The 23,575-nt window shown below is 55.1% G+C and carries 16 protein-coding genes; 6 read left to right on the top strand and 10 right to left on the bottom strand.

Features of this window, described 5'->3' with window-relative positions:
* Nucleotides 1–14: 14 nt before the first annotated feature.
* The 5 genes from CSC3H3_RS21365 to CSC3H3_RS21345 are packed head-to-tail and all read right to left on the bottom strand — an operon-like array spanning nucleotide 15 to nucleotide 5,559.
* Nucleotides 15–1,172, bottom strand: coding sequence for an acyl-CoA dehydrogenase family protein (locus CSC3H3_RS21365; RefSeq protein WP_101286459.1), 1,158 nt, complete (start codon nucleotides 1,170–1,172; stop codon nucleotides 15–17).
* A gap of 2 nt (nucleotides 1,173–1,174) precedes the next feature.
* Entirely contained in the window at nucleotides 1,175–1,987 is an 813-nt protein-coding gene (locus CSC3H3_RS21360; RefSeq protein WP_425444987.1) for an enoyl-CoA hydratase family protein, read from the bottom strand.
* A complete protein-coding gene (locus CSC3H3_RS21355) occupies nucleotides 1,980–2,501 on the bottom strand; it encodes a MarR family winged helix-turn-helix transcriptional regulator (protein ID WP_245881429.1) in 522 nt (173 codons plus the stop codon). The genes CSC3H3_RS21360 and CSC3H3_RS21355 overlap by 8 nt, the downstream gene beginning before the upstream one ends.
* Nucleotides 2,498–3,265, bottom strand: coding sequence for an SDR family NAD(P)-dependent oxidoreductase (locus CSC3H3_RS21350; RefSeq protein WP_425444986.1), 768 nt, complete (start codon nucleotides 3,263–3,265; stop codon nucleotides 2,498–2,500). The genes CSC3H3_RS21355 and CSC3H3_RS21350 overlap by 4 nt, the downstream gene beginning before the upstream one ends.
* Nucleotides 3,262–5,559: a bifunctional salicylyl-CoA 5-hydroxylase/oxidoreductase gene (locus tag CSC3H3_RS21345; RefSeq protein WP_101286458.1), complete on the bottom strand. Its 2,298-nt coding sequence runs from the start codon at nucleotides 5,557–5,559 to the stop codon at nucleotides 3,262–3,264. The genes CSC3H3_RS21350 and CSC3H3_RS21345 overlap by 4 nt, the downstream gene beginning before the upstream one ends.
* Before the next feature lie 222 nt (nucleotides 5,560–5,781).
* Between CSC3H3_RS21345 and CSC3H3_RS21340 the strand changes: the two genes are divergently transcribed.
* The 6 genes from CSC3H3_RS21340 (at nucleotide 5,782) to CSC3H3_RS21310 (ending at nucleotide 16,647) form a co-directional block, all read left to right on the top strand.
* Nucleotides 5,782–6,630, top strand: coding sequence for an alpha/beta hydrolase (locus CSC3H3_RS21340; protein WP_101286857.1), 849 nt, complete (start codon nucleotides 5,782–5,784; stop codon nucleotides 6,628–6,630).
* 1 nt (nucleotide 6,631) lies between these two features.
* On the top strand, nucleotides 6,632–8,620 hold the full coding sequence (locus CSC3H3_RS21335) for a 3-hydroxyacyl-CoA dehydrogenase NAD-binding domain-containing protein (RefSeq protein ID WP_101286457.1): 1,989 nt from the start codon (nucleotides 6,632–6,634) through the stop codon (nucleotides 8,618–8,620).
* 563 nt (nucleotides 8,621–9,183) lie between these two features.
* Nucleotides 9,184–10,335, top strand: a complete 1,152-nt coding sequence (gene wecB, locus CSC3H3_RS21325; protein ID WP_101286455.1) for a non-hydrolyzing UDP-N-acetylglucosamine 2-epimerase — start codon at nucleotides 9,184–9,186, stop codon at nucleotides 10,333–10,335.
* Nucleotides 10,332–12,506: a cyclic di-3',5'-guanylate-activated glycosyltransferase NfrB gene (gene nfrB, locus CSC3H3_RS21320; RefSeq protein ID WP_101286454.1), complete on the top strand. Its 2,175-nt coding sequence runs from the start codon at nucleotides 10,332–10,334 to the stop codon at nucleotides 12,504–12,506. The genes wecB and nfrB overlap by 4 nt, the downstream gene beginning before the upstream one ends.
* Nucleotides 12,503–15,685, top strand: coding sequence for an NfrA family protein (locus tag CSC3H3_RS21315; protein WP_101286453.1), 3,183 nt, complete (start codon nucleotides 12,503–12,505; stop codon nucleotides 15,683–15,685). The genes nfrB and CSC3H3_RS21315 overlap by 4 nt, the downstream gene beginning before the upstream one ends.
* Entirely contained in the window at nucleotides 15,685–16,647 is a 963-nt protein-coding gene (locus tag CSC3H3_RS21310) for a DUF4434 domain-containing protein (RefSeq protein ID WP_245881428.1), read from the top strand. The genes CSC3H3_RS21315 and CSC3H3_RS21310 overlap by 1 nt, the downstream gene beginning before the upstream one ends.
* A gap of 69 nt (nucleotides 16,648–16,716) precedes the next feature.
* Here CSC3H3_RS21310 and CSC3H3_RS21305 read toward each other — a convergent pair whose 3' ends face one another.
* The 5 genes from CSC3H3_RS21305 to CSC3H3_RS21285 all read right to left on the bottom strand — a co-directional run bounded on the left by CSC3H3_RS21305 (nucleotide 16,717) and on the right by CSC3H3_RS21285 (nucleotide 23,523).
* Nucleotides 16,717–18,129 (bottom strand): TolC family protein, encoded by a 1,413-nt coding sequence (locus tag CSC3H3_RS21305; protein WP_165791894.1) that lies wholly within the window; start codon nucleotides 18,127–18,129, stop codon nucleotides 16,717–16,719.
* Nucleotides 18,130–18,162: 33 nt separating this feature from the next.
* The gene (locus tag CSC3H3_RS21300) at nucleotides 18,163–19,026 is read right to left on the bottom strand and encodes an efflux RND transporter periplasmic adaptor subunit (protein ID WP_101286452.1); all 864 of its coding nucleotides are present in this window, start codon (nucleotides 19,024–19,026) and stop codon (nucleotides 18,163–18,165) included.
* 59 nt (nucleotides 19,027–19,085) lie between these two features.
* Nucleotides 19,086–21,278 (bottom strand): biotin/lipoyl-binding protein, encoded by a 2,193-nt coding sequence (locus CSC3H3_RS21295; protein ID WP_101286451.1) that lies wholly within the window; start codon nucleotides 21,276–21,278, stop codon nucleotides 19,086–19,088.
* The gene (locus tag CSC3H3_RS21290) at nucleotides 21,275–23,143 is read right to left on the bottom strand and encodes an efflux RND transporter periplasmic adaptor subunit (protein ID WP_101269179.1); all 1,869 of its coding nucleotides are present in this window, start codon (nucleotides 23,141–23,143) and stop codon (nucleotides 21,275–21,277) included. The genes CSC3H3_RS21295 and CSC3H3_RS21290 overlap by 4 nt, the downstream gene beginning before the upstream one ends.
* A gap of 83 nt (nucleotides 23,144–23,226) precedes the next feature.
* A complete protein-coding gene (locus CSC3H3_RS21285; protein ID WP_101269177.1) occupies nucleotides 23,227–23,523 on the bottom strand; it encodes a DUF3467 domain-containing protein in 297 nt (98 codons plus the stop codon).
* Between the last annotated feature and the right edge of the window lie 52 nt (nucleotides 23,524–23,575).

Below are 23,575 nucleotides of genomic sequence, written 5' to 3'. Positions count from 1 at the left end.
ATGAAGCCCCTGAATTATGTATGTGCCAGCGTTTGCCGTGCGATAATTATTCTTTGGACGTCTGATGCCCCTTCATAGATGCGAAGGGCGCGGATCTCCCGATACAGGCGTTCAATGATGTGCCCTGATCGCACACCGTCGCCCCCGTGAATTTGCACCGCCTTATCAATGACGGTTTGTGCATGATCGGTTGAAAAAAGCTTTGCCATGGCGGCTTCGCGGCTAACCCGTGCCGCGCCGCTATCCTTTAGCCAGGCCGCGCGATAAACCAGAAGCGCACTGCTATCTACATCGAGCGCCATGTCAGCCACATGCCCCTGCACCATTTGCAAATCGAACAAGGGGGCGCCAAACAAATGGCGGTTTTGTACCCGGTCTATGGTTTCATCCAGCGCACGTCGCGCAAAGCCAAGGGCCGCCGCAGCAACGGTTGACCGAAAAACATCAAGCACGGACATGGCAATTTTAAAGCCCTGTCCGCCTTCACCAATGCGATTAGAAGCAGGAATACGACAGCCCGAAAACCGCAACCTGGCCAAAGGATGCGGGGCAATGGTTTCCAGCCGTTCGGCAATTTCAAAGCCCGGTACATCGCCCGGCACAATAAAGGCCGACAGGCCCTTTGCCCCCGGCCCTTCGCCAGTGCGGGCAAAAACCACATAAAGCCCGGCAATTCCGCCATTCGATATCCAGGTTTTTTCGCCATCGAGGATGTAATCATCACCATCGCGCGCGGCCGACAGCGTAATATTCGCCACATCCGAACCCGATTGCGGTTCGGTCAGGGCGAAGGCCGATAATACCTTGCCCGCACGGACCTGTGGCAACCATTCATCCTTTTGCGTCTGGGTGCCAAACAGCGAAATTGCCCCGCTACCCAGCCCCTGCATGGCAAAGGCAAAGTCTGCCAGCCCATCATGACGTGCCAGTGTTTCGCGAATGATGCACAGGCTGCGAACATCCAGGCTGGATGTTGCGTTTTTCGGGTCAATCGTGGCATGGTCCAGCCAGCCGCCATCGGCCAGCCGCGATACCAGATTGCGGCAGGTATCATCGGTATTGGCATGGTCCAGCCCGGCCAGCTCGCGCCCTGCCCAGCTATCGAGATCACGGGCAAGTTTGCGATGATGATCGTTAAAAAACGGCCAGTCCTGCCACGATGTATCGCCCATCATCAGTCCCCTTTGAAAACCGGTTTTTCACGGGCGACAAAGGCCTCATAGGCACGTTTGAAATCCACCGTCTGCATACAAATCGCCTGGGCCTGGGCTTCGGCCTCGATCGCCTGTTCGATGCCCATATTCCATTCCTGTGCCAGCATGGTTTTGGTCATCATATGGGCAAAATTCGGCCCCTGGGCGATGCGCTGCGCCATTGAAATGGCTTCGGCCTCCAGTGTTTCAGCCGCGATCAGGCGGTTATAAAAACCCCATTTTTCGCCTTCATCGGCACTCATGGAACGGCCGGTATAAAGCAGTTCGGCTGCACGGCCCTGGCCGATAATGCGGGGCAGAATGGCGCATGCCCCCATGTCACAACCCGCAAGGCCAACGCGGGTAAACAAAAAGGCGGTTTTGGCATCCGGGCTGGCAAGGCGGATATCCGATGCCATGGCAATAATCGCCCCAGCACCCACACAAATGCCATCCACCGCGGCAATCACCGGCTTGCCACATGCCACCATCGATTTAACCAGATCGCCGGTTAACCGGGTAAAGGCCAAAAGCCCCTTCATATCGCGGTCAATAAGCGGGCCGATAATGTCATGCACATCGCCACCCGAACAAAAATTGCCGCCGTTTGATGCAAAAACAACGGCCTTTACATCGTCGCATTCCGGCAAGGCGCGAAACATATCGCGCAGCTCGGCATAGCTATCAAATGTCAGCGGGTTTTTGCGGTCTGGCCGATCCAGCGATACCACCGCCACATCGCCTTCCATCCGCCATTTGAAATGATGCGGGGTAAACTGTTTCATATCAGTCATGGGAAGCATCCTTTCGGCTTTGCACCCGGCGCAAAATCGCAATCAGGTCGCTGGCATCTTCGGTTGTCATGCCGTCAAACAGGTCACTGACCCAGCCTTCATGCACCAGGGCACGGCGGGCAAAATCATCCCGTCCTTCGGGCGTCAGTTTTACCATCAAGGCGCGGCGGTCATTTTCCACGGCAATGCGCGTGATCATGCCTTCATTGACCAGGCGTTCGACAATCCCGGTCACATTGCCATTTGATACCATCAGCGATTTTGAAAGTTCGCTCATACGCAGGCCATCTTTGGCGCGGTAAAGGGCGGCCATCACGTCAAACCGGGGCAGGGTTGAGTCATATTCAACCCGCATTTTTTCGCGTAATTCGCCTTCAATCCGGCGCGATACCCGCAATATCTGCAACCAGGCACGCAGCCGTGCCTTTGAAAGATCACTGGTTTCGCCGATATTGTCGTCATGCAAGGGGTCCCGCGCGGGGTGGGAATGGGAATTGCTGTCATTCATGTTCATATTTCCCCTCCTGAAACCGAAATGGCCTGCCCGGTCATCGACCCGGCATGTTCCGAACATAACCACAAAACCGTTTCGGCAATTTCCTGCGGTGTGATGAAACGGTTTTGCGGGTTGATTTTTGCCAGGCTGGCGCGGGCGGCGTCTTCGCTCATGCCAGTTGTTTGCGCGATGTTGGCAATGGATTGGTCCAGCATCGGCGTGTCGGTAAAGCCAGGGCAAATGGCATTCACCGTAATGGCACTTGTCGCCAGCTCAGCCGCCAATGCCCGAACAAGGCCCACCACACCGTGCTTTGCCGCGCAATAGGGCGCGACATAACCATATCCCTTAAGCCCTGCAGTCGAGGCAATGGCAATCAACCGTGCCGGTTTTGCCAAATCCATCACGCGCAATGCCTGCTGAAATGTATGGAATGTCCCGGTCAAATTGACATCAATGTTTTTCTGCCAGCTATCAAGCGTCGCGCGGATAAAAGACGCACTTTCGGCCATACCGGCATTGGCAATGATCAGGTCTGGCGCGCCGGCCTTTGCCACCACATCCTGCACCAGTTTTTCAACCGATGCCTGATCGCTTACATCCGCTGCCAGCGGGATGATGTTTGAATTTCCCTTTGCAACGTCTTCAAGCGGCCCCAACCGGCGCCCGGCGATAAAAACCGTTACGCCCAGCGTGGCAAGGTTGCGGGCAATTTCGGCCCCAACCCCACTACCACCACCGGTAACGATGGCTGTTTTCACCGCCAGCTTGCCTGCCATCATACTTTCCCCGTCATCTGGTCGTTCCGTTCTGCCAACCGCCAAAGCTGGTCCCGCCCGGCAAGGTATGGTTGCGGCCAACCCTCGCTGCGATTGCCAAGCTGGGCTGCGGCATGAAGTGTCCAATACGGGTCCGCCAGATGCGGCCGTGCCAGACAAACCAGGTCCGCTCGGCCTGCCATCAGGATGGAATTGGCATGGTCCGGTTCGTAAATATTGCCCACCGCCATGGTTGCGATTTTGGCTTCGTTGCGGATACGGTCGGAAAACGGTGTCTGGAACATACGGCCATAAACAGGGCGGGCATCCTTTGTGGTCTGCCCGGCGGACACATCACAAATGTCAACGCCGTGCGCCTTAAGGATTTTGGCAATTTCCACCGCATCGGCCGGGGTAATGCCCGCATCCCCCACCCAGTCATTGGCGGAAATACGCACCGACAGCGGCTTTGCATCCGGCCACACTTCGCGCACTGCCAAAATCACTTCCAGCGGGTAACGCATGCGGTTTTCAAGGCTGCCGCCATATTCATCATCGCGGTGATTGGTAACCGGCGTGATAAAGGATGACAGCAAATAACCATGTGCGGCGTGAATTTCGATCATGTCAAACCCGGCGCGATCCGCCATCCGGGCGGCGGCCACAAACTGGTCACGCACCATATCCATATCCGGGCGCATCATTGCCTGTGGTTTCTGGTTTTTCGGCGACCATGCCACGTCCGATGCCGCCAAAAGCGGCCAGTTGCCATCTTTTAAAGGCGCATCCATTTCTTCCCACCCCAGCTGGGTGGAACCCTTGGCACCGGAATGACCGATCTGGGCGCAAATTTTGGCATCACTTTCGTTATGCACAAACCCGACAATGCGCGCCCAGGCGGCTTCTTGTTCGGGCGTATAAAGGCCTGGGCAGCCCCGTGTAATGCGCCCTTCGGGTGAAACGCAGGTCATTTCGGTATAAACAAGGCCCGCCCCACCCTTGGCCCGTTCGCCATAATGCACCAAATGCCAGTCGGTCGGGCAACCATCAATGGCCTTATATTGTGCCATGGGGGACACAACGATGCGGTTTTTCACCGTCATCTCGCGCAATTTAAACGGCACAAACATGGGATGCACGGCCGCGTCATTGGCCGGGGCCAAACCCGCGCGCTTTGCAAACCAGTTTTCTGCATCGCCCAGCCAGGCCGGGTCACGCAGGCGTAAATTTTCGTGGCTGATGCGCTGGGACCGGGTTAGCAGCGAATAGGTAAACTGCACCGGGTCAAGGTCGAAATACCGTTCAACTTCCTCGAACCATTCCATCGAATTGCGCGCTGCCGATTGCAAACGCAATACTTCCAGGCGCCGTTCATCTTCGTATTTGGCAAAGGCCGCAGGTAGGCTGGCTTCGGTATGGACATATTCCGCGAGCGCAATCGCGCTTTCCAGCGCCAGCTTGGTGCCCGAGCCAATGGAAAAATGCGCCGTTGCCGCGGCATCGCCCATCAATACAATATTTTCATACGACCAGCTTTTGCACAAAACGCGCGGGAAACTTAACCATGCCGACCCGCGAATGTGATTGGCATTCGACATCAGGGCATGCCCGCCCAGATGTTTGGCAAAAATCTCCTCGCAGGTAGCGATCGACTGTTCCTTGGTCATCTCGCCAAAGCCATAGGCCGCCCAGGTTTCCTCGGAACACTCAACGATGAAGGTCGCTGTTTCATCATCAAACTGATAGGCATGCGCCCAGACCCAGCCTTTATCGGTTTCCTCGAAAATAAAGGTGAAGGCATCATTGAATTTCTGGTGCGTGCCCAGCCAGACGAATTTGCATTTCCGGGTATCGATGTCGGGCTGGAAATGCTCGGCATATTCGCTGCGCGCCCTGGAATTAAGGCCATCGCAGGCAACAATCAGATCATAGTCCGATTTAAGGTCCGATGCGGCGGCGATATCAGTGCCAAACTGCAAATCAACACCGACTTCGCGGGCGCGTTCCTGTAACAGGATCAAAAGCTTTTTACGGCCAATCCCGCAAAAACCATGCCCGGTCGATACGATTTTTTCATCGCGGAAATGAACGGCAACGTCATCCCAATAGGAAAAATTCTCGCGAATGGCACTGGCACTTTTGGCGTCATTCACTGCCAGATTAGCCAGCGTTTCATCGGACAACACAACACCCCAGCCGAATGTATCATCGGCCTGGTTGCGTTCAAAAACAGTAATGTCGTGCGAAGGATCACGCAACTTCATGGATATGGCAAAATAAAGCCCGGCGGGGCCACCACCCAAACATGCAATTCTCACCTGATCCCCCTTTTATGATGTCGTGTTACGGGATGAATGGAGAAACGGTACGCCTGCTTTCTGCCTAGTTCAAGTCTAAATATTTTATGTTTAAAATAATTTCCAAATTCGCTAGGCTGATGAAATCAGGGCATCGCCAAAGGCACCCAGAACGCGGTTGCATCCATGCTGCAATCGGTCCATGTCTTTGTGCTTACTGCAAAACCAACAGGGAAATCAGCCATGATCAGGGACTGGGACGATGCCTATGCCAATGGCGATCACATCGAAAATGCCGCCAGCTTTCCGCCGCTTTGGACAAAGGAAGCCAGCGCATTTCGCGATGGCCTGATTGCGGCGGGCCGCGCAAACATCGATGTGGCCTATGGCCCGCATGAGCGCGAAAAATATGACCTGTTCCTACCCGAAAACACGCCCAAAGGCCTGATGGTGTTTGTCCATGGCGGCTATTGGAAGGCATTTGATAAATCAACCTGGTCGCACCTTGCCAATGGTGCGATCAAACGCGGCTGGGCGGTTTGCCTACCCAGTTACACCCTTGCACCCGAAGCCCGCCTTGCCAGCATCACCCGGCAAATTGCCGCTGCCATTGACCATGCGGCAGGCACCATTGCCGGGCCAATTCATTTGTCGGGCCATTCGGCTGGCGGCCATCTTGTCAGCCGCATGATCTGTGCCGATAGCCCACTTGCCCCGGCAACGCTTGATCGCATCCATCACGTCATGTCGATCAGCGGCCTGCATGATTTGCGGCCATTGCGCAACACCGCGATGAACCAGGTATTAAATATCGATATTCCTGAGGCTATCAGCGAAAGTGCGGCCCTGCTGGCCCCGGCGCGCCCGGGGGATCGGGCTGCACAGGTGACCTGCTGGGTGGGGGCCGATGAAAGACCCGAATTTGTCCGCCAGAACGACCTTCTGGCAAATATCTGGACCGGCCTTGGTGCCACGACCCAAAGCATCCATGCCCCGGACCGCCACCATTTCAATGTTATTGGCGATCTGGCCGACCCGGAATCCGATATGACCTGCTGCCTTCTGGCCGGCATTATTGACGACGGAGAATAAAATGCCTGCAGTAACGGTCGAATTTACCGAAAATCTTGCCATCATCACCATTGATAATCCGCCAATCAATGCCACCAGCCACGCGGTGCGCAGCAGATTGGTCGATGCGCTGGCTGATATCGGGCAAAATTCGGCCGTTAATGCGATTATTCTGTCCTGCCACGGCAAAACCTTTATCGCCGGGGCCGATATTGGCGAATTTAACCAGCCTGCCCGCGACCCGCTGCTGCCTGATGTAATTCTGGCATTGGAAGCATTGCCCATTCCCATCATCGCCGCCTTGCATGGCACCGTGTTAGGCGGCGGGCTTGAAGTTGCACTTGGCTGTCATTACCGCATCGCCAGCGCCACAACCCGCCTTGGCTTTCCCGAGGTTAATCTGGGTCTGATCCCCGGTGCGGGTGGCACTGTGCGTGCCCCGCGCCTGATCGGTGCAGAAAATGCGATATCCCTTATTGCCAATGGCAAGCCAATATCGGCCGCGACTGCCCTGGACTGGGGCCTGATTGACGAAATCACACCGGCAGATAACGATTTGCTTGCCGCCGCCATTGCCTTTGCCAACAGGGTTTCATCCCTGCCCTGCCCCCCTGCCCTTGCTACTGCCACAGCCACTGTAACTTCCCACCGCCCGGCAAATATCGATTGGGAATCCCTGATCGCGCAAACGGCGCAAAGGGCACGGGGCGCCGTTGCACCCGTTATTGCGGTTAAAACCGTCCGCGAAAATCTTGGCCTTCCAGCCGATCAGGCGCTGGCCCACGAAAGGCAGCAATTTGTTGCCTTGCGCGATGGCGAACAATCACGTGCGTTGCGCCATATTTTCATGGCTGAAAAGAACGTTGCCAAGTTGCCAGTCACCCGCGACATAACCCCAACCGACCTGGCGACAATCGGCATTATTGGCGGCGGCCTGATGGGGGCTGGCATTGCAACGGCCTGCCTGTTGGCGGGCTATGACGTCGTGATGATTGAACGTGATGAGGCTGCCCTTGCCAGCGGGCATGAAAATGTCAGCCGCCATCTGCAAAGCAGCCTGAAACGCGGCATCATTTCACCATCCCGCTTTGATCAGCTTCTGGCAAAACTGACCGGTAGCACGGATTATGCGACACTGGCCCCCACCGGACTGGTGATCGAAGCCGTGTTCGAGGATTTCGCCGTTAAAAAGGACGTCTTTGCCAGCATTGCTGCAACCGTTGGCAGCGACACCATCATTGCCTCGAACACGTCCTATCTTGATATCAATGCGCTTGCCTGCAGCGTTTCCAGCCCTGAACGGGTGATTGGGCTGCATTTTTTCTCGCCCGCCCATATCATGAAGCTGCTGGAAGTTGTTTGCACCGATGGCGCCAACCCGCAAACCCTGGCAACGGCGCTATCATTTGCCCGCAAATTGGGGAAAATTGCGGTTCCCACCGGCGTTTGCGACGGGTTTATCGGCAACCGCATCATGTCGGCCTATCGCAAACAGTGCGAATATATGATCGAAGATGGCGCCTATCCCGAACAGATCGACGCCGCCATGACCGATTTTGGTTTTCCCATGGGCCTGTTTGCCATGCAGGACATGGCCGGGCTGGAAATTTCGTGGAAAACCCGGCAACGCCAGGCCGCCACGCGCGACCCTGCCGAACGCTATGTCGCCCTTGGCGATTATCTGTGTGAACAGGGCCGGTTTGGCCGCAAAACCGGCAGGGGCTGGTTTATTTATGACGATGCCAAATCACCGCCGCGCCCGGACCCCGACGTTACCCGCCTGATCGAGCAGGAATCCGCCCGCAAAGGCATAAAACGCCGCCCGTTTGACCAAACTGAAATCATCAATGCGATCATTTCCGCCATGCAACGCGAAGGCGATAAAATCCTGCAGGAAGGCATCGCCCAAACGGCCGATGCGATTGATGTGGTCATGATTAACGGTTATGGCTTCCCGCGTTTTCGCGGCGGGCCGATGTTTATGAAACGCAATCAGGCCTCATCCGCCTGACAGAATTTCACGCTTCCGGCACGGGATAGGGATATCTCACCCGTAAGGTAAATTCCCTAACCCATCCCTGCACCCTGAAGGGTAAAACACGCTATTTTGATCGATGTAATTATTGATTGAATAAAATAGCATCTAAAATATTATTTTAGATAAAATTACGATTTTTTGGCGAAATACTTGAGATTCTCCAATCTCTGCAATCGTTTTAAGAACGAATATTCCATAAATAATTGTACTTTAAAAAGAATTCCCCCGCACAATTGTAATAATTCGTCAGAATTGTGATTTTGACAATCAATTGAAATCCAGCGATATATCAGAAAACATTCATTTACATGGATGGTTTTAGCTTCGTCTAATTTTGGCAATTTGAAGTCAAATAACGCCATTATTTTGCCGAACATGGAACAATAAATATCGACTTTCGTTTAATTGAACCAATTCACTTAAACAATCGTACCCAATGAATACATATATTTTTCGCGAGCATCAGGAATGAAATACTTCCTGAAATAGCATCAGGCCGTGCCGAACAGAGACCAAGAACAGTAATCGAGATAAAAATGAACCTTAAAGTCATGATGGTTTTTGGTACCCGCCCCGAAGCAATCAAGATGGCGCCGTTGGCGCGCCTGCTTCAAAACCAGCCCGATATTGATTTGCACATCTGTTCCACCGGCCAGCATCGCGAAATGCTTGCATCTGTTATTTCGGCTTTTGACCTGCATCTTGACGAAGACCTTGATGTCATGACCCGCGATCAGACATTGAATGGTCTGTCAAAGGTGCTGCTTGAAAAGCTTGATCAAAGCTATCAGCAAAACCAGCCTGATATCGTACTGGTCCATGGTGATACCACCACCAGTTTTATCGCCTGCCTTGCAGCATTTCACCGCCATATTCCGGTTGCCCATATTGAGGCCGGTTTGCGCACAGGCGACCTGCAATCTCCCTGGCCCGAAGAAGCCAACCGCCGCCTGACCGGTGTTTTGGCAAACCTGCATTTCCCGCCGACAGAACAGGCAAAATTGAACCTTCTAAGCGAAGGCATTTTTGATAATTGCATCGTCGTAACCGGCAATACCGTGATTGATGCGCTGCTATGGATGAAAAACCAGCTTGATGAAACCGGCTGGCAGCCCGCACCCGGATCCCCACTTACCCGGATCAACCCGGCGCGGAAAATGGTGCTGATCACGGGTCACCGCCGCGAAAGTCTAGGACATGGCTTTGAGCAGATATGCCTGGCCCTGTCCGAACTGGCACACCGTTACCCTGATATCCAATTTGTTTATCCTGTGCACATGAACCCGCGTGTTCATGATGTGGTGCACCGGATGCTGGGCCATCACGACAATATCTTTTTGGTTCCACCGCAGGATTACCAGCATTTCGTCTGGCTGATGAACAATGCCTATCTGATCATGACCGATTCCGGCGGTGTGCAGGAAGAAGCCCCCGCCCTTGGCAAACCGGTAATGGTCCTGCGCAACGTGACCGAACGGCCATCCGGCCGCGATCAGGACCGTGATATGCTGGTTGGTACGGATCGGGAAAAGATCATCGCCCAGACCATTCGCCTGATCGAAGACCCGGTCTATTACAGCGAATTTGCCACCGCGCGCAGCCCGTTTGGCGATGGCCATGCCTGTGAACGCATTGTCAAACGCCTGCAGGAATGGAAACGTTCGCAATCACTGGATGAATGCGCATGAGTTTCGAACTGGTTGATGCGCTGATCTACGTTTTCTTTGCGCTTAAAATCGTTGTGATCATTCTGGCCGGGACGATTTTCCTGCTGGGGATCGATGATCTGTTTATTGATATCGTTTATTGGGCGCGCACCTGTTTTCGCCATTTCCGCATTTATGACAAATACGCCCCGGCCGACCAGAAACGCCTGTATGGCGTGCCGGAAAAGCCCCTTGCCATCATGGTCCCAGCCTGGCAGGAGGTCGGCGTGGTTGGTGAAATGGCCCGCCTTGCGGCGGCAACACTGGATTACGAAAACTATCAGATCTTTGTTGGCACCTATCCCAACGACCCCGACACCCAGCGCGATGTTGATGCAGTGTGCAAGCAGTTTCCCAATGTGCACAAAGTGGTTTGTGTGCGCCCCGGCCCGACAAGCAAGGCCGACTGCCTGAACAATATCATTGATGCCATTTTAACCTTCGAGGCCAATGCCAGCATCCAGTTTGCCGGTTTTATCCTGCATGATGCCGAAGACGTTATTTCGCCGCTCGAATTGCGCCTGTTTAACTATCTGCTGCCCAAAAAGGACCTGATCCAGGTTCCTGTATACCCCTATCCACCAAAATGGTGGGGCTTTACCGCCGGGCATTATGCCGACGAATTTGCCGAATATCACGGCAAGGACGTTATCGTGCGCGAGGCCCTTTCCGGCCAGGTGCCCAGTGCCGGTGTTGGCACCTGTTTTAGCCGCCGCGCCATTGCTGCCCTGCTTGAAGATGGCGACGGCATTGCCTTTGACGTGCAAAGTCTGACGGAAGATTACGATATCGGTTTCCGCCTGAAACAAAAGGGCATGGTGTGCATTTTTGCCCGGTTTTCGGTTTCTGACCCCAGCCTGGCGTTAAAAACCCGCTGGGTTCCCGGCATGAACCGCGCCACCGCCCAGGTCATTTGCGTACGTGAACATTTCCCGCGTTCCTTTGGCCATGCGGTGCGCCAGAAATCCCGCTGGATTACCGGCATCGTATTCCAGGGAACTAGCAATCTGGGCTGGAGCCCGCGTGGCGTGATCAACTATTTCCTGTGGCGCGACCGGCGCGGTTTGCTGACCAACCTGTTGGGTTTGCTGGTCAATATTCTGCTGGTTGTAACCCTGATCATGTGGCTGATCACCACCTTTGTTCCCGAAGCCTGGCATTTCCCCTCTATCCTGGGGGATGACCCGGCATTGCAGGCGGTTTTGCTGTGCAATGGCGTTTTGCTGGCCAACCGGCTGTTTCAACGGTGCTATTTCGTCACGCGGTTTTATGGCATCCATCAGGGCCTGCTTTCCATTCCCCGCGTGGTCTGGAGCAACGTTATCAATTTCTGCGCCAATTTGCGGGCCTTGCGCCAGGTTGTCAAAATCGGAGATTCCCGCCGGGTTGCCTGGGATAAGACCTCGCACGAATTTCCCACCGTTGATGCCACCGCACAGGTGCCCATTGGTCAACGCCTGATCCAAAAGGGCCTGTTGGCACCCGAACAGCTTGAAGCCGCCATTACCAGCCCTGATCGCCGCCGCCTTGGCCGGGAATTGATGGTTCGCGGCTTGATCAACAGCACCCAGCTGGTCGAAGTTCTGGCAGAACAGGCCGGCATGGAATGGGAAGATTTGGACCCCTTTGCCATTTCGGCCGATCTGATCGAAAAATTCCCGCGTTATCTGGCGCTGCGTTACGCCGTGGTGCCCATTGAACAGCAGGGTGAAACCCTTGTTTTGGCATCCGAACGCCCCATCAGTCAGGTGTCGCTGGGCGCGATCAGCCGGCAGTTAAAACAGCCTGTTTCCTGCCGGCTTGCCCCGCAGGGCCGCGTAACCCTTGCCCTGCGCAACTGGTATAGCGACCGCCACCAGAACGAGGAAACCCGCACCGTTCTGGAATTTGCCCGCGCCAATAGCAACCATCGCGACCGGATCGAACATATTTGCCAGCATCAGGTCATGCTGGGTGAACTTTTGCAGGTGCGCGGGATCGTATCGGCAGCCCTGTTTAACCAGGCCCTGATCGATTATGACCCGGAAAAGGAATCGCTTGGCACACACCTTATTTCGCGCGGCATCATCACCCAGGAACGCCTGGACGAAGCCCTGAAAGACCAGGCCCGCGAACAGCATGCCGCCTATCAATTCGCACTGGAGGCTGCATGACCCGCCCTCACCGTGCAATCGGCCTGTCTTTGCTGGCATTGCTGGCAACAGGCGTGATCCCGCTGGCCCCGGTGGCCCCAGCCCATGCCGACAGCCTTGATAAATTTGCCGATTTTCGCAGCTACCCCTATCTTGACCGCGCCTATCGCGAAGCCCGGCGTGAAAACTGGGCGGAAGTCGAAAAGCTGATGACACATCTGTTGTCGCTGGTGCCGGAAAATACCGAGGCACGCCGCCTGATCGTTCAGGCGCAAACCAACCAGGGGCATTTTGACCAGGCCCTGGAAAGCGCAAATGCCCTGCCCGATGGCACACAAAAGCGCGAAACCCTGCAGGAATTGCGCATCAAATGGATTGAAACATCCACCCCGACCGAGGCGCAAATTCGCGACTGGCTGGATCACACAGTTGAAATTGCCGATCGCGAACAAATCTGGCGGGCCTATGCCGATGCACTTTCCAAACAGCCCGATGGCGCACAAAAGGCACTGGCATGGCTTGAAAGCATCAAAGGCCGCGAAGATGGCGACAGCCTGCGCCGCGCACGCGCCATTTGGGCCGAACAGCTTGATAATTGGCGCACGGTCATTGCCGAACTTGCCCCGCTGGCCGATCAGGGCCGCCTGTCGCCTGAAAACTGGCAACGCCTTGCCACCGCCTACGCCAATGTTCAGGATGAACAGGGGCTGATCGCCCTACTGCCCAGTGCACCTGATAGCAAAAGCCAGGCACAGGCGCAGCTTGCGCTGGCGAACCGGACCATTGCACTAGGCAATATTGCCGTTGCCAAACGCTGGTTGCAGGCCCTGCCCGCGTCGCTGCGCGATGACCGCGCCCAGCAGGAAACCCTGTGGGAATTGGCCAAAGCAACCGGCGATACAAATTTGTATCAGGTTACCAGCAAGAATCTTGATCGTCCGTGCCTTGAAACTGCCGAATGGCTGTCGCGCCATGATGCGCAACTGGCAAAACAGCAATTTGCCCGGTGTGATGCCCAAACAGCCCCGCAAACATGGCTGATCCTGGCACAGCGTCTTGAGGCGATTGACGCGCTGAAAACACAAAGCCTGCCAGCACGCTGGCAGGACGAACGGCAAAATGTGCTGATCGGCATATTGCGCGACCGGGGCGAGGACCGTGCGGCCATTGCCTGGTTAAACGACCAGCCGCAAACCGTCGAAACTATGACCCTGAGTGCACAGATTTTGCAAAGCCTGCATGATGATGCCGGGGCAGAAAAATACTGGCTGGCGGTATATCGCAAAAATGGTGACTTAGGCGCCCTTGACCAGGCCAGTTACCTGGCCCTGAAACACAACCAGACAGGTAGTGCCAAAAAACTGCTGGAACAGGCCTATGACCAGCATCATGGCCAATTGCCCGAAGCCCTGTTACAGCGCCTGGCGGCGTTTTATGCCCAGAATATTGGTGCAGGCGATGTGCCACGTGTCAAGCAGGTGCTGGCAAAACTGGATGATAAAACACGCGGGCTGGTTTTATTGCAGCTTGCCAGCAATGATTATTGCGACATCGTAAAGGACGCAGCAACCGGCCAAACCAGTGAAACCGCAACCTTGGCTGCACTGGGCCAATGCGCGATGGATCAAACGCCGGGCATTGCATCGATTTACTATCAAAAGGCGGTTGATCTGGGCGATCAGGCCAGCCTGCCATCCCTTGCCTATGCCCTTGAAGCGGGCGGCAGCCCGGATGCAGCGTTAAAAATATGGCAGCGGGTTCCCGCCGGTCAAATGACGGACAATGCCCGCCTGACCGCCGCACGTAGCGCGCTGGAAGCTGGCCAACCCGACCAAGCCGAACATTTTTGGCAACAGGCTGAAAACCTGACAAAGGCGAATGACTGGGCCCTGGGGGCCACCATTGCCGAAGCACGTAACAAACCCGAACTGGCACTGGGCCGGCAAAAAATTGCCCTGCAAAACAGCCCGTCGCCCGAAAATTACTATGCGGCATCGGCCACGGCACAAAAGGCGGGCGATTTGCCGCAAAGCACGGAATGGCTGGCAAAGGCCCACGAATTGCAGCCTGATAACCCGCGTTATAACGCCGATCTGGGCATGCGCCTTGCCAGCCTTGACGATACCGGGCAACAAAATGCGGCAATCCCGTATCTGAAACGGGCTGTGCAGGATTATCCCGATGATTATCGCCTGCATGAAACCCTGGCCAACCGCTATAATGCTGTTGAAAACAGTACAGGTGCCCGCCGCGAACTGGAACATGCCATCGACCTTGAACAGAACCCGGTAACCCAAGGCGATGATTTTGGCAGCCTTGATGCCCGACGTTACCGCCAGCGACGTGCACACGAAACACTGGAACGGCGCAATAGTGTGACCCTTGCAAGCACTTGGTCCCCGGCTGGCACCACGGAACTACCCCTTGGCAACAACGCAACAGATCGTCGTGCAGCATCGCAGAATGTGCAAACGGCCCTGTGGGACCATGCCCTTGGCGATGAACCCAGCCGCAATGGCAGCACATTCTCGGTTTATGGACGGGTACTGACCGGGGCGGATGGCCATGCACGTTACGGCCAGACACTGGCAACCGGCCTTGGCCTGCGCTACAAACCGCTTGGGGATTATAACCTGAACCTTTATGGCGAACTGTTCAGCCAGACCCAACGGGACAAAAGCGGCACGCCCGGCATCAAAGCCGGTGATCTGATCAATCCCGGTAAACTGGTGGATGGCATCAGCGACCTTAACGACACCCACAAGCGCGATAATGACCTGATTTTGCGGGCAACGGCGTCCTTCCTTGATCAGGATGAATATCGCAATGACTGGCGGGTTGGTGAAGATGACTGGAACGAACGTTTCGTCAATCTTGACCTGTCATGGTGGACGCGATCAGGCAATCATATGGCGCTGTCACGCTATCAGCAGGGGCATAGTTTCAAACTGCCAACGCAGTCGGCACAAACGATCATGCCTTATGGCTTTGTCGAGGCCGCGGCCCAGGACCCGAACGATACCTGGCGTCAGGACCTGCGGACCGGTGTTGGCCTGCGCTGGCAGCTTTATACCGATGAAGATAAATACAATGCCTACCGAACGCGCGTGAATGCCCGGTTGGAATATCAAAAATCGGTTGGTGGTAACCTGTATGAAGGGGCGGATGGCATCCTGTTTGGGCTGGAGGTGAATTTCTGATGCGTATTTTCAGAACCCTGGTAATAACGACGGCCTTAACCATGATCGCGTTGCACCCGGCAGCGGCACAGGATGTCGCGGAGTGGGATAACCAGCAGGTACAGAACGGCCAGCAATCAAATGGTCAGGCCCTGTTTTATCAACCCCATGAAACTGACGCCAACATCACACCCGCGCAATGGAACAGGATTTGGCAAAAAACCCGCGAAAACAGGTTTAATACCGTCATCGTGCAATGGACATCCTATGGCGATATCGATTTTGGTGGCAAAAACGGCTGGTTGGCAAACAGCCTGAAGGATGCGCGCGATCAGGGTTTATCGCTGATTATGGGCCTGCATATGGACCCGGCCTATTATAACCGGCTTGCCGAAATTGATACGGCGGGAACTGGCGCGTATCTTGAACATCAATTGGGGCTGTCGTTAAAGCAGGCAAACACCATTCGCCAGGATTGGGGAATTTCAATTGCTGGCTGGTATGTGCCGCTGGAGCTTGATGACTGGAATTTCGAGCAAAAGGCCCGGCGCGATATCGTCAATGAACGGCTGGGGGGCCTTGCAAGCCGCCTTGATCTGCCGGTGCATGTCAGCGCCTTTAGCGGCGGCAAGCTGACACCCGATGCCTATGCCGGTTGGCTGGGCAGCCTTGAAAAAACCGGCATTCATGTATGGGCGCAGGATGGTGCCGGTACACGGACCCTGCCCGCAATGGCGCGCGAAACCTATATCAAGGCCCTACCCTGCGATATCGGCATCGTGCTTGAGGCCTTTCGCCAGACCAGTGGCAAAAATGAACCCTTCACCGCCGAACCCGCGAAGCCCAATAATGGCAGTGTGACCTGCCACCCGGCCGCCGTTTTTGGCCTGCGATATATGGCATGGGGCGGTGATTTAAGGCAGGCGATGCAAATGCATGCGACACCGGATGCTGCAGCACCCGAAAACAAATCCCGCCCATAAACAAAACACCCCCACCGGTAAACCCGGCAGGGGTGAGTTGAGAGCATGGCAAGTCCTTTTTAACCCGACTTACTGAACCGAAATCGGCATCGTGTCGTGGCTGTAGGTCGCAAAGTCGGTGCTTGCGGTAATCATCGGCAGGTTCGGATCCAGAAGCTGGTTGATCGATGCGATCTGGGCATCGTCCAGCGTGCCGGTAACCTGATGGATCAGGGCATAGTTCAGAAGGTGGCTATAGATCGCGGCAAGCGCCTGGCGTTCCATGGCAAACAGGTCTTCGTCTTCGTCAAGAACATCGAGAACGGTTGACTGGCCAGCATCAAATTTGATTTTGACGGCATCAACAATACGACGGTGGGTTTCAACACCTTTGACCAGCGCCTTGATGCGGTCCGGGCCGTTTACCAGTTCATTGATGGTGCCGGTAACCGTTTCGCGCAGTTCACGCAGGTAAATGGCACGCTGGTAACGGGCCTGGTCCACCTGGCTGCGGGTTTCAAGGGCTTCGTAACCACGGCCACCCGGGTTGAACAGCGGCACATTCAGGCGCAGCATCGCCACACCTTCATGGGTCAGGCTGCCGCCACCAAACAGCGACCCACCGGAATCACGGCGGGTATCGGTAAAGATGAAATCGAAGGTCGGCAGGGCCTGGCCAACGTCGGCAGCAAGGGCTGCTTTGCGTTCATCGATGGAATAATCCATCGCACGCACACGCGGGCTGCTTTTCAATGCGGCTTCCAGCCAATGGTCAACATCGGTTTCTGCCAGTTTCGGCAGTTCGACATTGTGTGCCAGGGTTGCCAGCGATGCCGGTAGGCTGCCAACGCGGCGCTGCAACTGGGCAAAGGCACGCTGATAGGAGGTGCGGGTGGCAACAACGCGGGCTTCGGCTTCGGCCAGGCGGGCAGCAACCAGGTCCGATTCATAGGACGTTGCTAGACCCTGTTTCTGGCGGGTGTCGATATCGACCTTGCGTTCAGCCATCGAGGCATGTTCGATCTGGGCCAGACGGGCATCGTCAGCTGCTGCAAGCGTGCTGAGATAGGCTTCAATCGTCTGATAGCCAACGTCAAGCTTGGCGGTTTCAAGCGATTTTTTCAACCGCATGCGGCCCATATCCGATGCCACGATATCCATGATGGTTTCAAAATCAAAGATATGCTGCTGCAGCTGGAAGGTACGCTGGCGGTTATCGAAATTGCCTTTACCAAGTGCAAACACGGTATTGTCCGAACGGTCAATACGCTGTTTGACCCATTCGCGGTCAAAGGTTGCCGATACCTGCGGCAAATAGCCCATGAAAGCATTGACCTGGCTTGCGACACCTTCACTGACCTGTTCTTCGGCCAGCGAGATATTCGGGTTTTCGGTCATTGCCATCTGATAGACGGTTGAAAGATCTTCTGCCCCAGCACGATCCGTTAAACCGATAGCAGAGATCCCCAGCACATACGCCGAAACGAGGATTTTCTTTTTCAACACCATGCTCTCCACAACAATATTATGTTCTGTTCACTGTTTTTTCGGTGACAGGAATTCGATATGACAGCCAATCCCCGCAGGGATGGCCAAATCCGGATTTGGCAATACCACTCGCATGCCAAAGGTTTTGCTTTTTGGTTCGACAATCTGGTCGACCAGTGAGATTTCGGCATCGCGCGGGCCAATATTCGGACCTTCAAAATGAACGGTCACTTTTTCGCCCTTGTGATATTTGCCAAACTGGGCAACCGGCAGGGAAACCTCGACAAAAAGCGGGTCAAGCTGTGCAATCAGCGCGATCGCCTTGCCGTCAACCTGTTCCCCAACGGTCAACAGCTTCTCGATCAGGACACCGTCGATCGGACTTTTGATCATACGGTCTGCCAATTGCGCCTTGGACAGCGCCAGTTCGGCTTTCATGATATCGATGTTCTCTCTGGCGGCATCGTAATCAAGCCGGGCACTGTCGCGGTCGGTTTCCAGGGTGTCGATCTCTTCTTGCGTCATCAATTTCGCAGCCCGAAGTTTTTCGGTCCGCTTGATGCGACGTTCGGCAAACTCAAGCTGCCGTTTGCGCGCAGCAACACCGCTTTGTGATTGCGCACGTACCTGTGCGTAATTCACCTGCGCTTTTTCAACATCTGCCTGCAATTCGGCAATCAGTTCGCCTTTTTTAACCCGTTGACCACGTTTGGCATGCATCGTGTGGATGACGCCTTCTACCGGGCTTGCCAGTTCCACCAGTTCACTGGCGGTTACCTGGCACACATTCTGTTCCTGCCCGGCAGCCTGGCTGCTGGTATCGGCACCCTGACGGGCATTTTCCAGCAATTTGGCAAACGGATCAGAATCAGCAGGTGCCGATGTATCCTGCGCCAAAGCAGCCGGTACCATGCCCCCCCAGAAAAGGCATAGCGCCAGCAGCGCGGGCGCAATATGTCGAAACGATAAAGTCAAACTTCAAACCTCTTTAAGAAGTTGCGGCGGACAACGCGATAAACCAGTACGGCTGCGGGCTCCCATCCCAGATCGAACCGCACATGTGCCCGGTCGCCATAATTTTCAGGCGCTAGCCCCTCGCAACAGGCGACGGTTGCGATAAAAACAGGGTTCACCAGTTCCGGTCGCTGGTTGGCTTCGGGTTTCAGGGCAAAGGGCCCGCCCCCTTCAAGCGACAGAACCGGGCTTGGTAACTGCAAAGTGGCCGTTGGCGACCAGGATTTGATGGTGCCAGGCACCACATCGCCAAAATGACCGGCAAATCGCAATTCAACGCCGCGCAAATGGTCCTGGACCAGATCCCCGTCCACTGCTGGCACCGCAACCTTGATCACCGGGGTCATGCCGGGTTCCAGCAGGTAACCCGCCTCGCCACCGCGCGGCAGGAAACGGCCGATCAGGTCGTTGGAAACGCCGGCTTCAAAAACACCGTCATGGCTGGCACGAATGGATAATGCTTCGATATCGCGGGTGGTGCGGCTCAGGCGTTCCTGCGCGTTGGCAAGGCGCTGGCGCGTAATCGATGCCGCGACCTGATCGGTGGCATTATCGGCATCAAGCTGCAACTTCAGCGCTTCGATCTCGGCGGTGACTTTGCGATGATCGGTGATCAGCTGATCGTTGCTCAGCGTCATCAACAGATCACCCTTTTTCACCTGTGCACCGCTTTGCTGGTGAATTTCGGTGATAAACCCGCTGGAGCGCGCACGCACCGCGGCATCATCGGGCAGCCAGACAACGCCTTGCGAAATAATGCGGTCAGGCACCGGCATAAAGGCAAGGGCGATCAATACCCCGGCAAGCATCAAACCCCGAATGATCGAACGGCGACGTTTGCCCTGCAGGGTTGGACTGGTCAGCAAAAAGCCGCTTCCCTTGATAACGGGCATGGCAAACATATTAAAAACAGTCCAGCAACCAAGAAGGGCACCCACAAAGAAATACCGTTCGGCCAGATGGATCGCGATGGTCACCAGGATCATCGAGCGATAGGCGAACGAAAACGGTGCATAAAACAAAAACCACCGCCGTTCGGACGGCAGCGCATCAAATTCGTATTCCCGATCAAGCCCGATGATGTAGCGCTTGATCAGGTAGCTGTAATATTTGGTCGATTTCAGCGCGAGATTGGGAATTTCGATCAGATCGCATAGCAGATAATAACTGTCAAAGCGCTGTAACGGGTTGCCGTTAAACAGCAGCGTCGAAACACCGCTGATGATCATGACATTATGCGCAACAGATCGCACAACACCCGGCTCTGCCGCCACCCAGACAAACATGGCAATGGATGCCATGGTCAGTTCCACCAGGATACCTGCACCATCAACAAAGGCGCGATGCCATTTGCTGCGGAAAGTGATGCTGGACGATGCATCAACATAGGGTACAGGCACAAACAGCAGGAACATCAAGCCAAGTTCGCGGACATTGCCACCATAATGGCGCACAACAACAGCATGGCCAAATTCGTGCACCAATTTCAAAACCGGATACACGAACCAGACGATCATAAGGTTTTCGGCACTGATAAACTGGTCAAGCCCGCCTTCGGTCAGCCCTTCCCAATGCACACCAGCCATCACAATGGCCGATCCCAGCAACAGGATGAAAAGAAAGGCCGTGATCGGGCTGAAAACCCAGCGCATTGCCGGTTCAAGATGATCCAGCACGCGGGTCAGGTCAAATAGCGGGATGCGCACATAAAGCGGGTTTTTAAACGGGGCGATCTGTTTGGCGCGCCGTGCTTTTACAATGCGCTTTTCAAGAACCTGGGTATTGGGTGCTTCCCCGGTGCGGATCAGTTCAAGGGATTTTAACTGATCAACGATCTGGGCAAAGTCGGCATCGTCGCCTTCGATTTCGCCTTTCTTTTCAAGATCACGGCGAATATCGGCTAGGGGGGTAACGCCATCCATGCGGCGCAGCAGGGCATGCGCAGCCGTTGTCAGGCGATGATAGCGGTTAGAAAGACGGTCATGGGCGATATAGGCTGCAACATTGTGATAGACGTGACGGAAAAACGAGATGTCGCTTCGCACCATTGGCTTGAGGCCAGACAGCGTTTCCCAACGCGACGGCTGGGCCGGCGCCATTGGCGAAGACATCATGTCACGTCCGTGTTCTGCAGCCAGCATATCGCTCATGGCATGACCCGCCACAATTGCAGACGCATCCAGTCCCAAAGCGGATGGGTATAAATCCAGAAAACCGACTGGGGCTGGGTTTTAACCTTGGCCACACCGCGCATACCAGGCTGCAAATCCTGCTGTGTATTCACCAGCAGTGCTTCGACATTGAAGTAGTTTTCACCGTCGCTGGCTTCGGAAATCGGTGAAATACGGTCAATGGTAATTTCATTAACACTGTTGGGCCGTGCATGAAGCAACAAGGCGCCATCCTGCCCAACGGCAATATGGCGAATGTCCTTTTCATTGACCTTCAATTTCAGGCGATACTGGTTAAGCGGGCTGAGTTCAAACAGAACATCGCCTTCCTTGACCGGGGACCCTATTTTTTGCGACAGGTCCCCATCAATGACAAAACCGCTAAAGGGGGCCTGCAATTCGGTCCGCGCCAACTGGCTTTTCACCAGTTCAAGTTCCGAAATGGCCTGCTGCATGCGGGACCGCAAAATGCGGGCCTCGGAAAGGTCACGCTCGCCAGTGGCTGCTTCAATCTTGCGCTGGCTTTCCACGATCGAGCTTTGCAATTCAAAACGGTGCAGTTCCAGTTCGCGCGTTTCCATGCGCCCCAGAACATCGCCCTTCTGAACCACATCCCCCGCACGCACCAGCCCCTCGGCGATAAAACCATCAAAGGGTGCGGGGACTGCACGTTGAACAAGGCCTTCAACCTCGGTCTCGGCGCTGACGCGATAGGGCATATGAATGATCAGGCTGGCGGCAAACAACAAAATGATCAGAGCAGCGACTGCCTTGATCCGCGTATGATGCAGGCCAAATACCCAGCCCATCGCCCGGTTTGCACGCCGGTAAAAACGTTGTAGGCTGCTGCGCGCTGCTGCCATTTGCAGGCCAAAAGCAGGCGCAACCAGGTTGGTAATAACACCCCCCAGGGCCTGAACACGGAGGCTTTGATCTAGGTTGCATTCGATCTGCACAACGATGACGCCATCGGCAACATCAGGCAGCACAACCGGCCAGGAACCAACCCAGGCCTTTTCGCGACCTTCCACCAGTTTGGCGTGGCTTTCGGTTGCGGTTTGCGAACTGCTGCCCGCACCGGAGAAATGAACCGGGGCATTTTCGTAAACCGCTTCGCGCATCGCATCGACGATCAGATGCACACGGTCGCTTTTGGGCGTGACAGATGCGGTATGCGATGACCCCAGAATACGGACATGGCGCCCCTGAACCAGGCCAATGGTGACCCGGTTGGCAACAAGGTCATCGGCCATGACGGTGGCGCAGCTGGTGGCACCGGCTTCCATATCTGTGCAGGAAAGAAGGGCAGCACTGGCATGCTGGCCATAGCGCAAGGCAACGGTTTCGGCGGTATCGCGGTATTGTTCACCACGCCAGAAACCCGCCAGCCACGCGGCATTCCATTGCAGGCAACGCATCGCAAGGTTCAAACGCTGGGTATCGGCAGTTGGCAAAACAACACCAACAGCACCTTTCAAATCATCATCAACGAAAATGACATTTGAAACATAGCCTGCACCAAGTTCCGGGTTGGTGGTTGCAACACCGCTTCGGACCACAAGGCTGCGCTGAACAACCTGGGTCAGCGTCGCACCGGGTTTGCTGTCGGCACCACGATAGGCAGCGACGCGAAAGTGCCTGTTGGCACCTTCGGCACTGTTGAATGCAACGACGATTTCGCTTGGCTTTACCCCCAGGACAAGTTCCAGGTTGGCCTGGCACAAATCGATCCATCCATCGGCCAGATCGGAAAAAGACCGCGCCGATGAAAGCTTGCGCCACAGTTCCGGGGAGATAAACCCCGATGCATCGCCAGTTGGCGGGTTACCGGGAATATTGTTCAAAACGCCCCCAATCCCCGATTTTCAGTCCCCCGCAAGTCATCTCCATTCCCCTCAAAACAGAGTAGTCTCAGGTAAACCTGGCCTTAGCCAAGTTTACCGTAAACGCGTTCATATTCGGCCAGCGTGTGGTCGAGGATCTTTTTCAGGCGCTTTGCCGCAAACGGGCTCATGATGATGCGGTCGCTCAGCTGAACGCGCACGTCATCCTGCGAGCTGCTCCAGACCTGGCTGGTGCCAAACAGGAACATCACTTCTTCGCGCGTGCTGGCAACGTTGGAAACGTTGGCATAGGTGCTGCGCATGTTGGAATCATCCCAGTTGATTTTGCGCTGGTCTGCATCCGTTGCGACGCCGGTTTGCGGTTTGGTGTTCTCGGCCATTCTGTGTAAATCCTTACATTCACTTACAAATTCACGATAACTGCGTAACGTT

Source organism: Thalassospira marina (assembly GCF_002844375.1).
In the GTDB taxonomy this organism is placed as follows: Bacteria; Pseudomonadota; Alphaproteobacteria; order Rhodospirillales; family Thalassospiraceae; genus Thalassospira; species Thalassospira marina.
Note: the sequence above shows the minus strand (reverse complement) of the source record. Positions and strands in the feature narration are given on the sequence as shown.

Coding starts and splice junctions, on each gene's coding strand:
- wecB (WP_101286455.1), top strand. CDS start 9,184: ATGAACCTTAAAGTCATGATGGTTTTTGGTACCCGCCCCGAAGCAATC.
- nfrB (WP_101286454.1), top strand. CDS start 10,332: ATGAGTTTCGAACTGGTTGATGCGCTGATCTACGTTTTCTTTGCGCTT.
- CSC3H3_RS21335 (WP_101286457.1), top strand. CDS start 6,632: ATGCCTGCAGTAACGGTCGAATTTACCGAAAATCTTGCCATCATCACC.
- CSC3H3_RS21300 (WP_101286452.1), bottom strand. CDS start 19,026: ATGGTACCGGCTGCTTTGGCGCAGGATACATCGGCACCTGCTGATTCT.
- CSC3H3_RS21285 (WP_101269177.1), bottom strand. CDS start 23,523: ATGGCCGAGAACACCAAACCGCAAACCGGCGTCGCAACGGATGCAGAC.
- CSC3H3_RS21355 (WP_245881429.1), bottom strand. CDS start 2,501: ATGAACATGAATGACAGCAATTCCCATTCCCACCCCGCGCGGGACCCC.
- CSC3H3_RS21340 (WP_101286857.1), top strand. CDS start 5,782: ATGATCAGGGACTGGGACGATGCCTATGCCAATGGCGATCACATCGAA.
- CSC3H3_RS21350 (WP_425444986.1), bottom strand. CDS start 3,265: ATGATGGCAGGCAAGCTGGCGGTGAAAACAGCCATCGTTACCGGTGGT.
- CSC3H3_RS21315 (WP_101286453.1), top strand. CDS start 12,503: ATGACCCGCCCTCACCGTGCAATCGGCCTGTCTTTGCTGGCATTGCTG.
- CSC3H3_RS21360 (WP_425444987.1), bottom strand. CDS start 1,987: ATGACTGATATGAAACAGTTTACCCCGCATCATTTCAAATGGCGGATG.
- CSC3H3_RS21310 (WP_245881428.1), top strand. CDS start 15,685: ATGCGTATTTTCAGAACCCTGGTAATAACGACGGCCTTAACCATGATC.
- CSC3H3_RS21295 (WP_101286451.1), bottom strand. CDS start 21,278: ATGAGCGATATGCTGGCTGCAGAACACGGACGTGACATGATGTCTTCG.
- CSC3H3_RS21365 (WP_101286459.1), bottom strand. CDS start 1,172: ATGGGCGATACATCGTGGCAGGACTGGCCGTTTTTTAACGATCATCAT.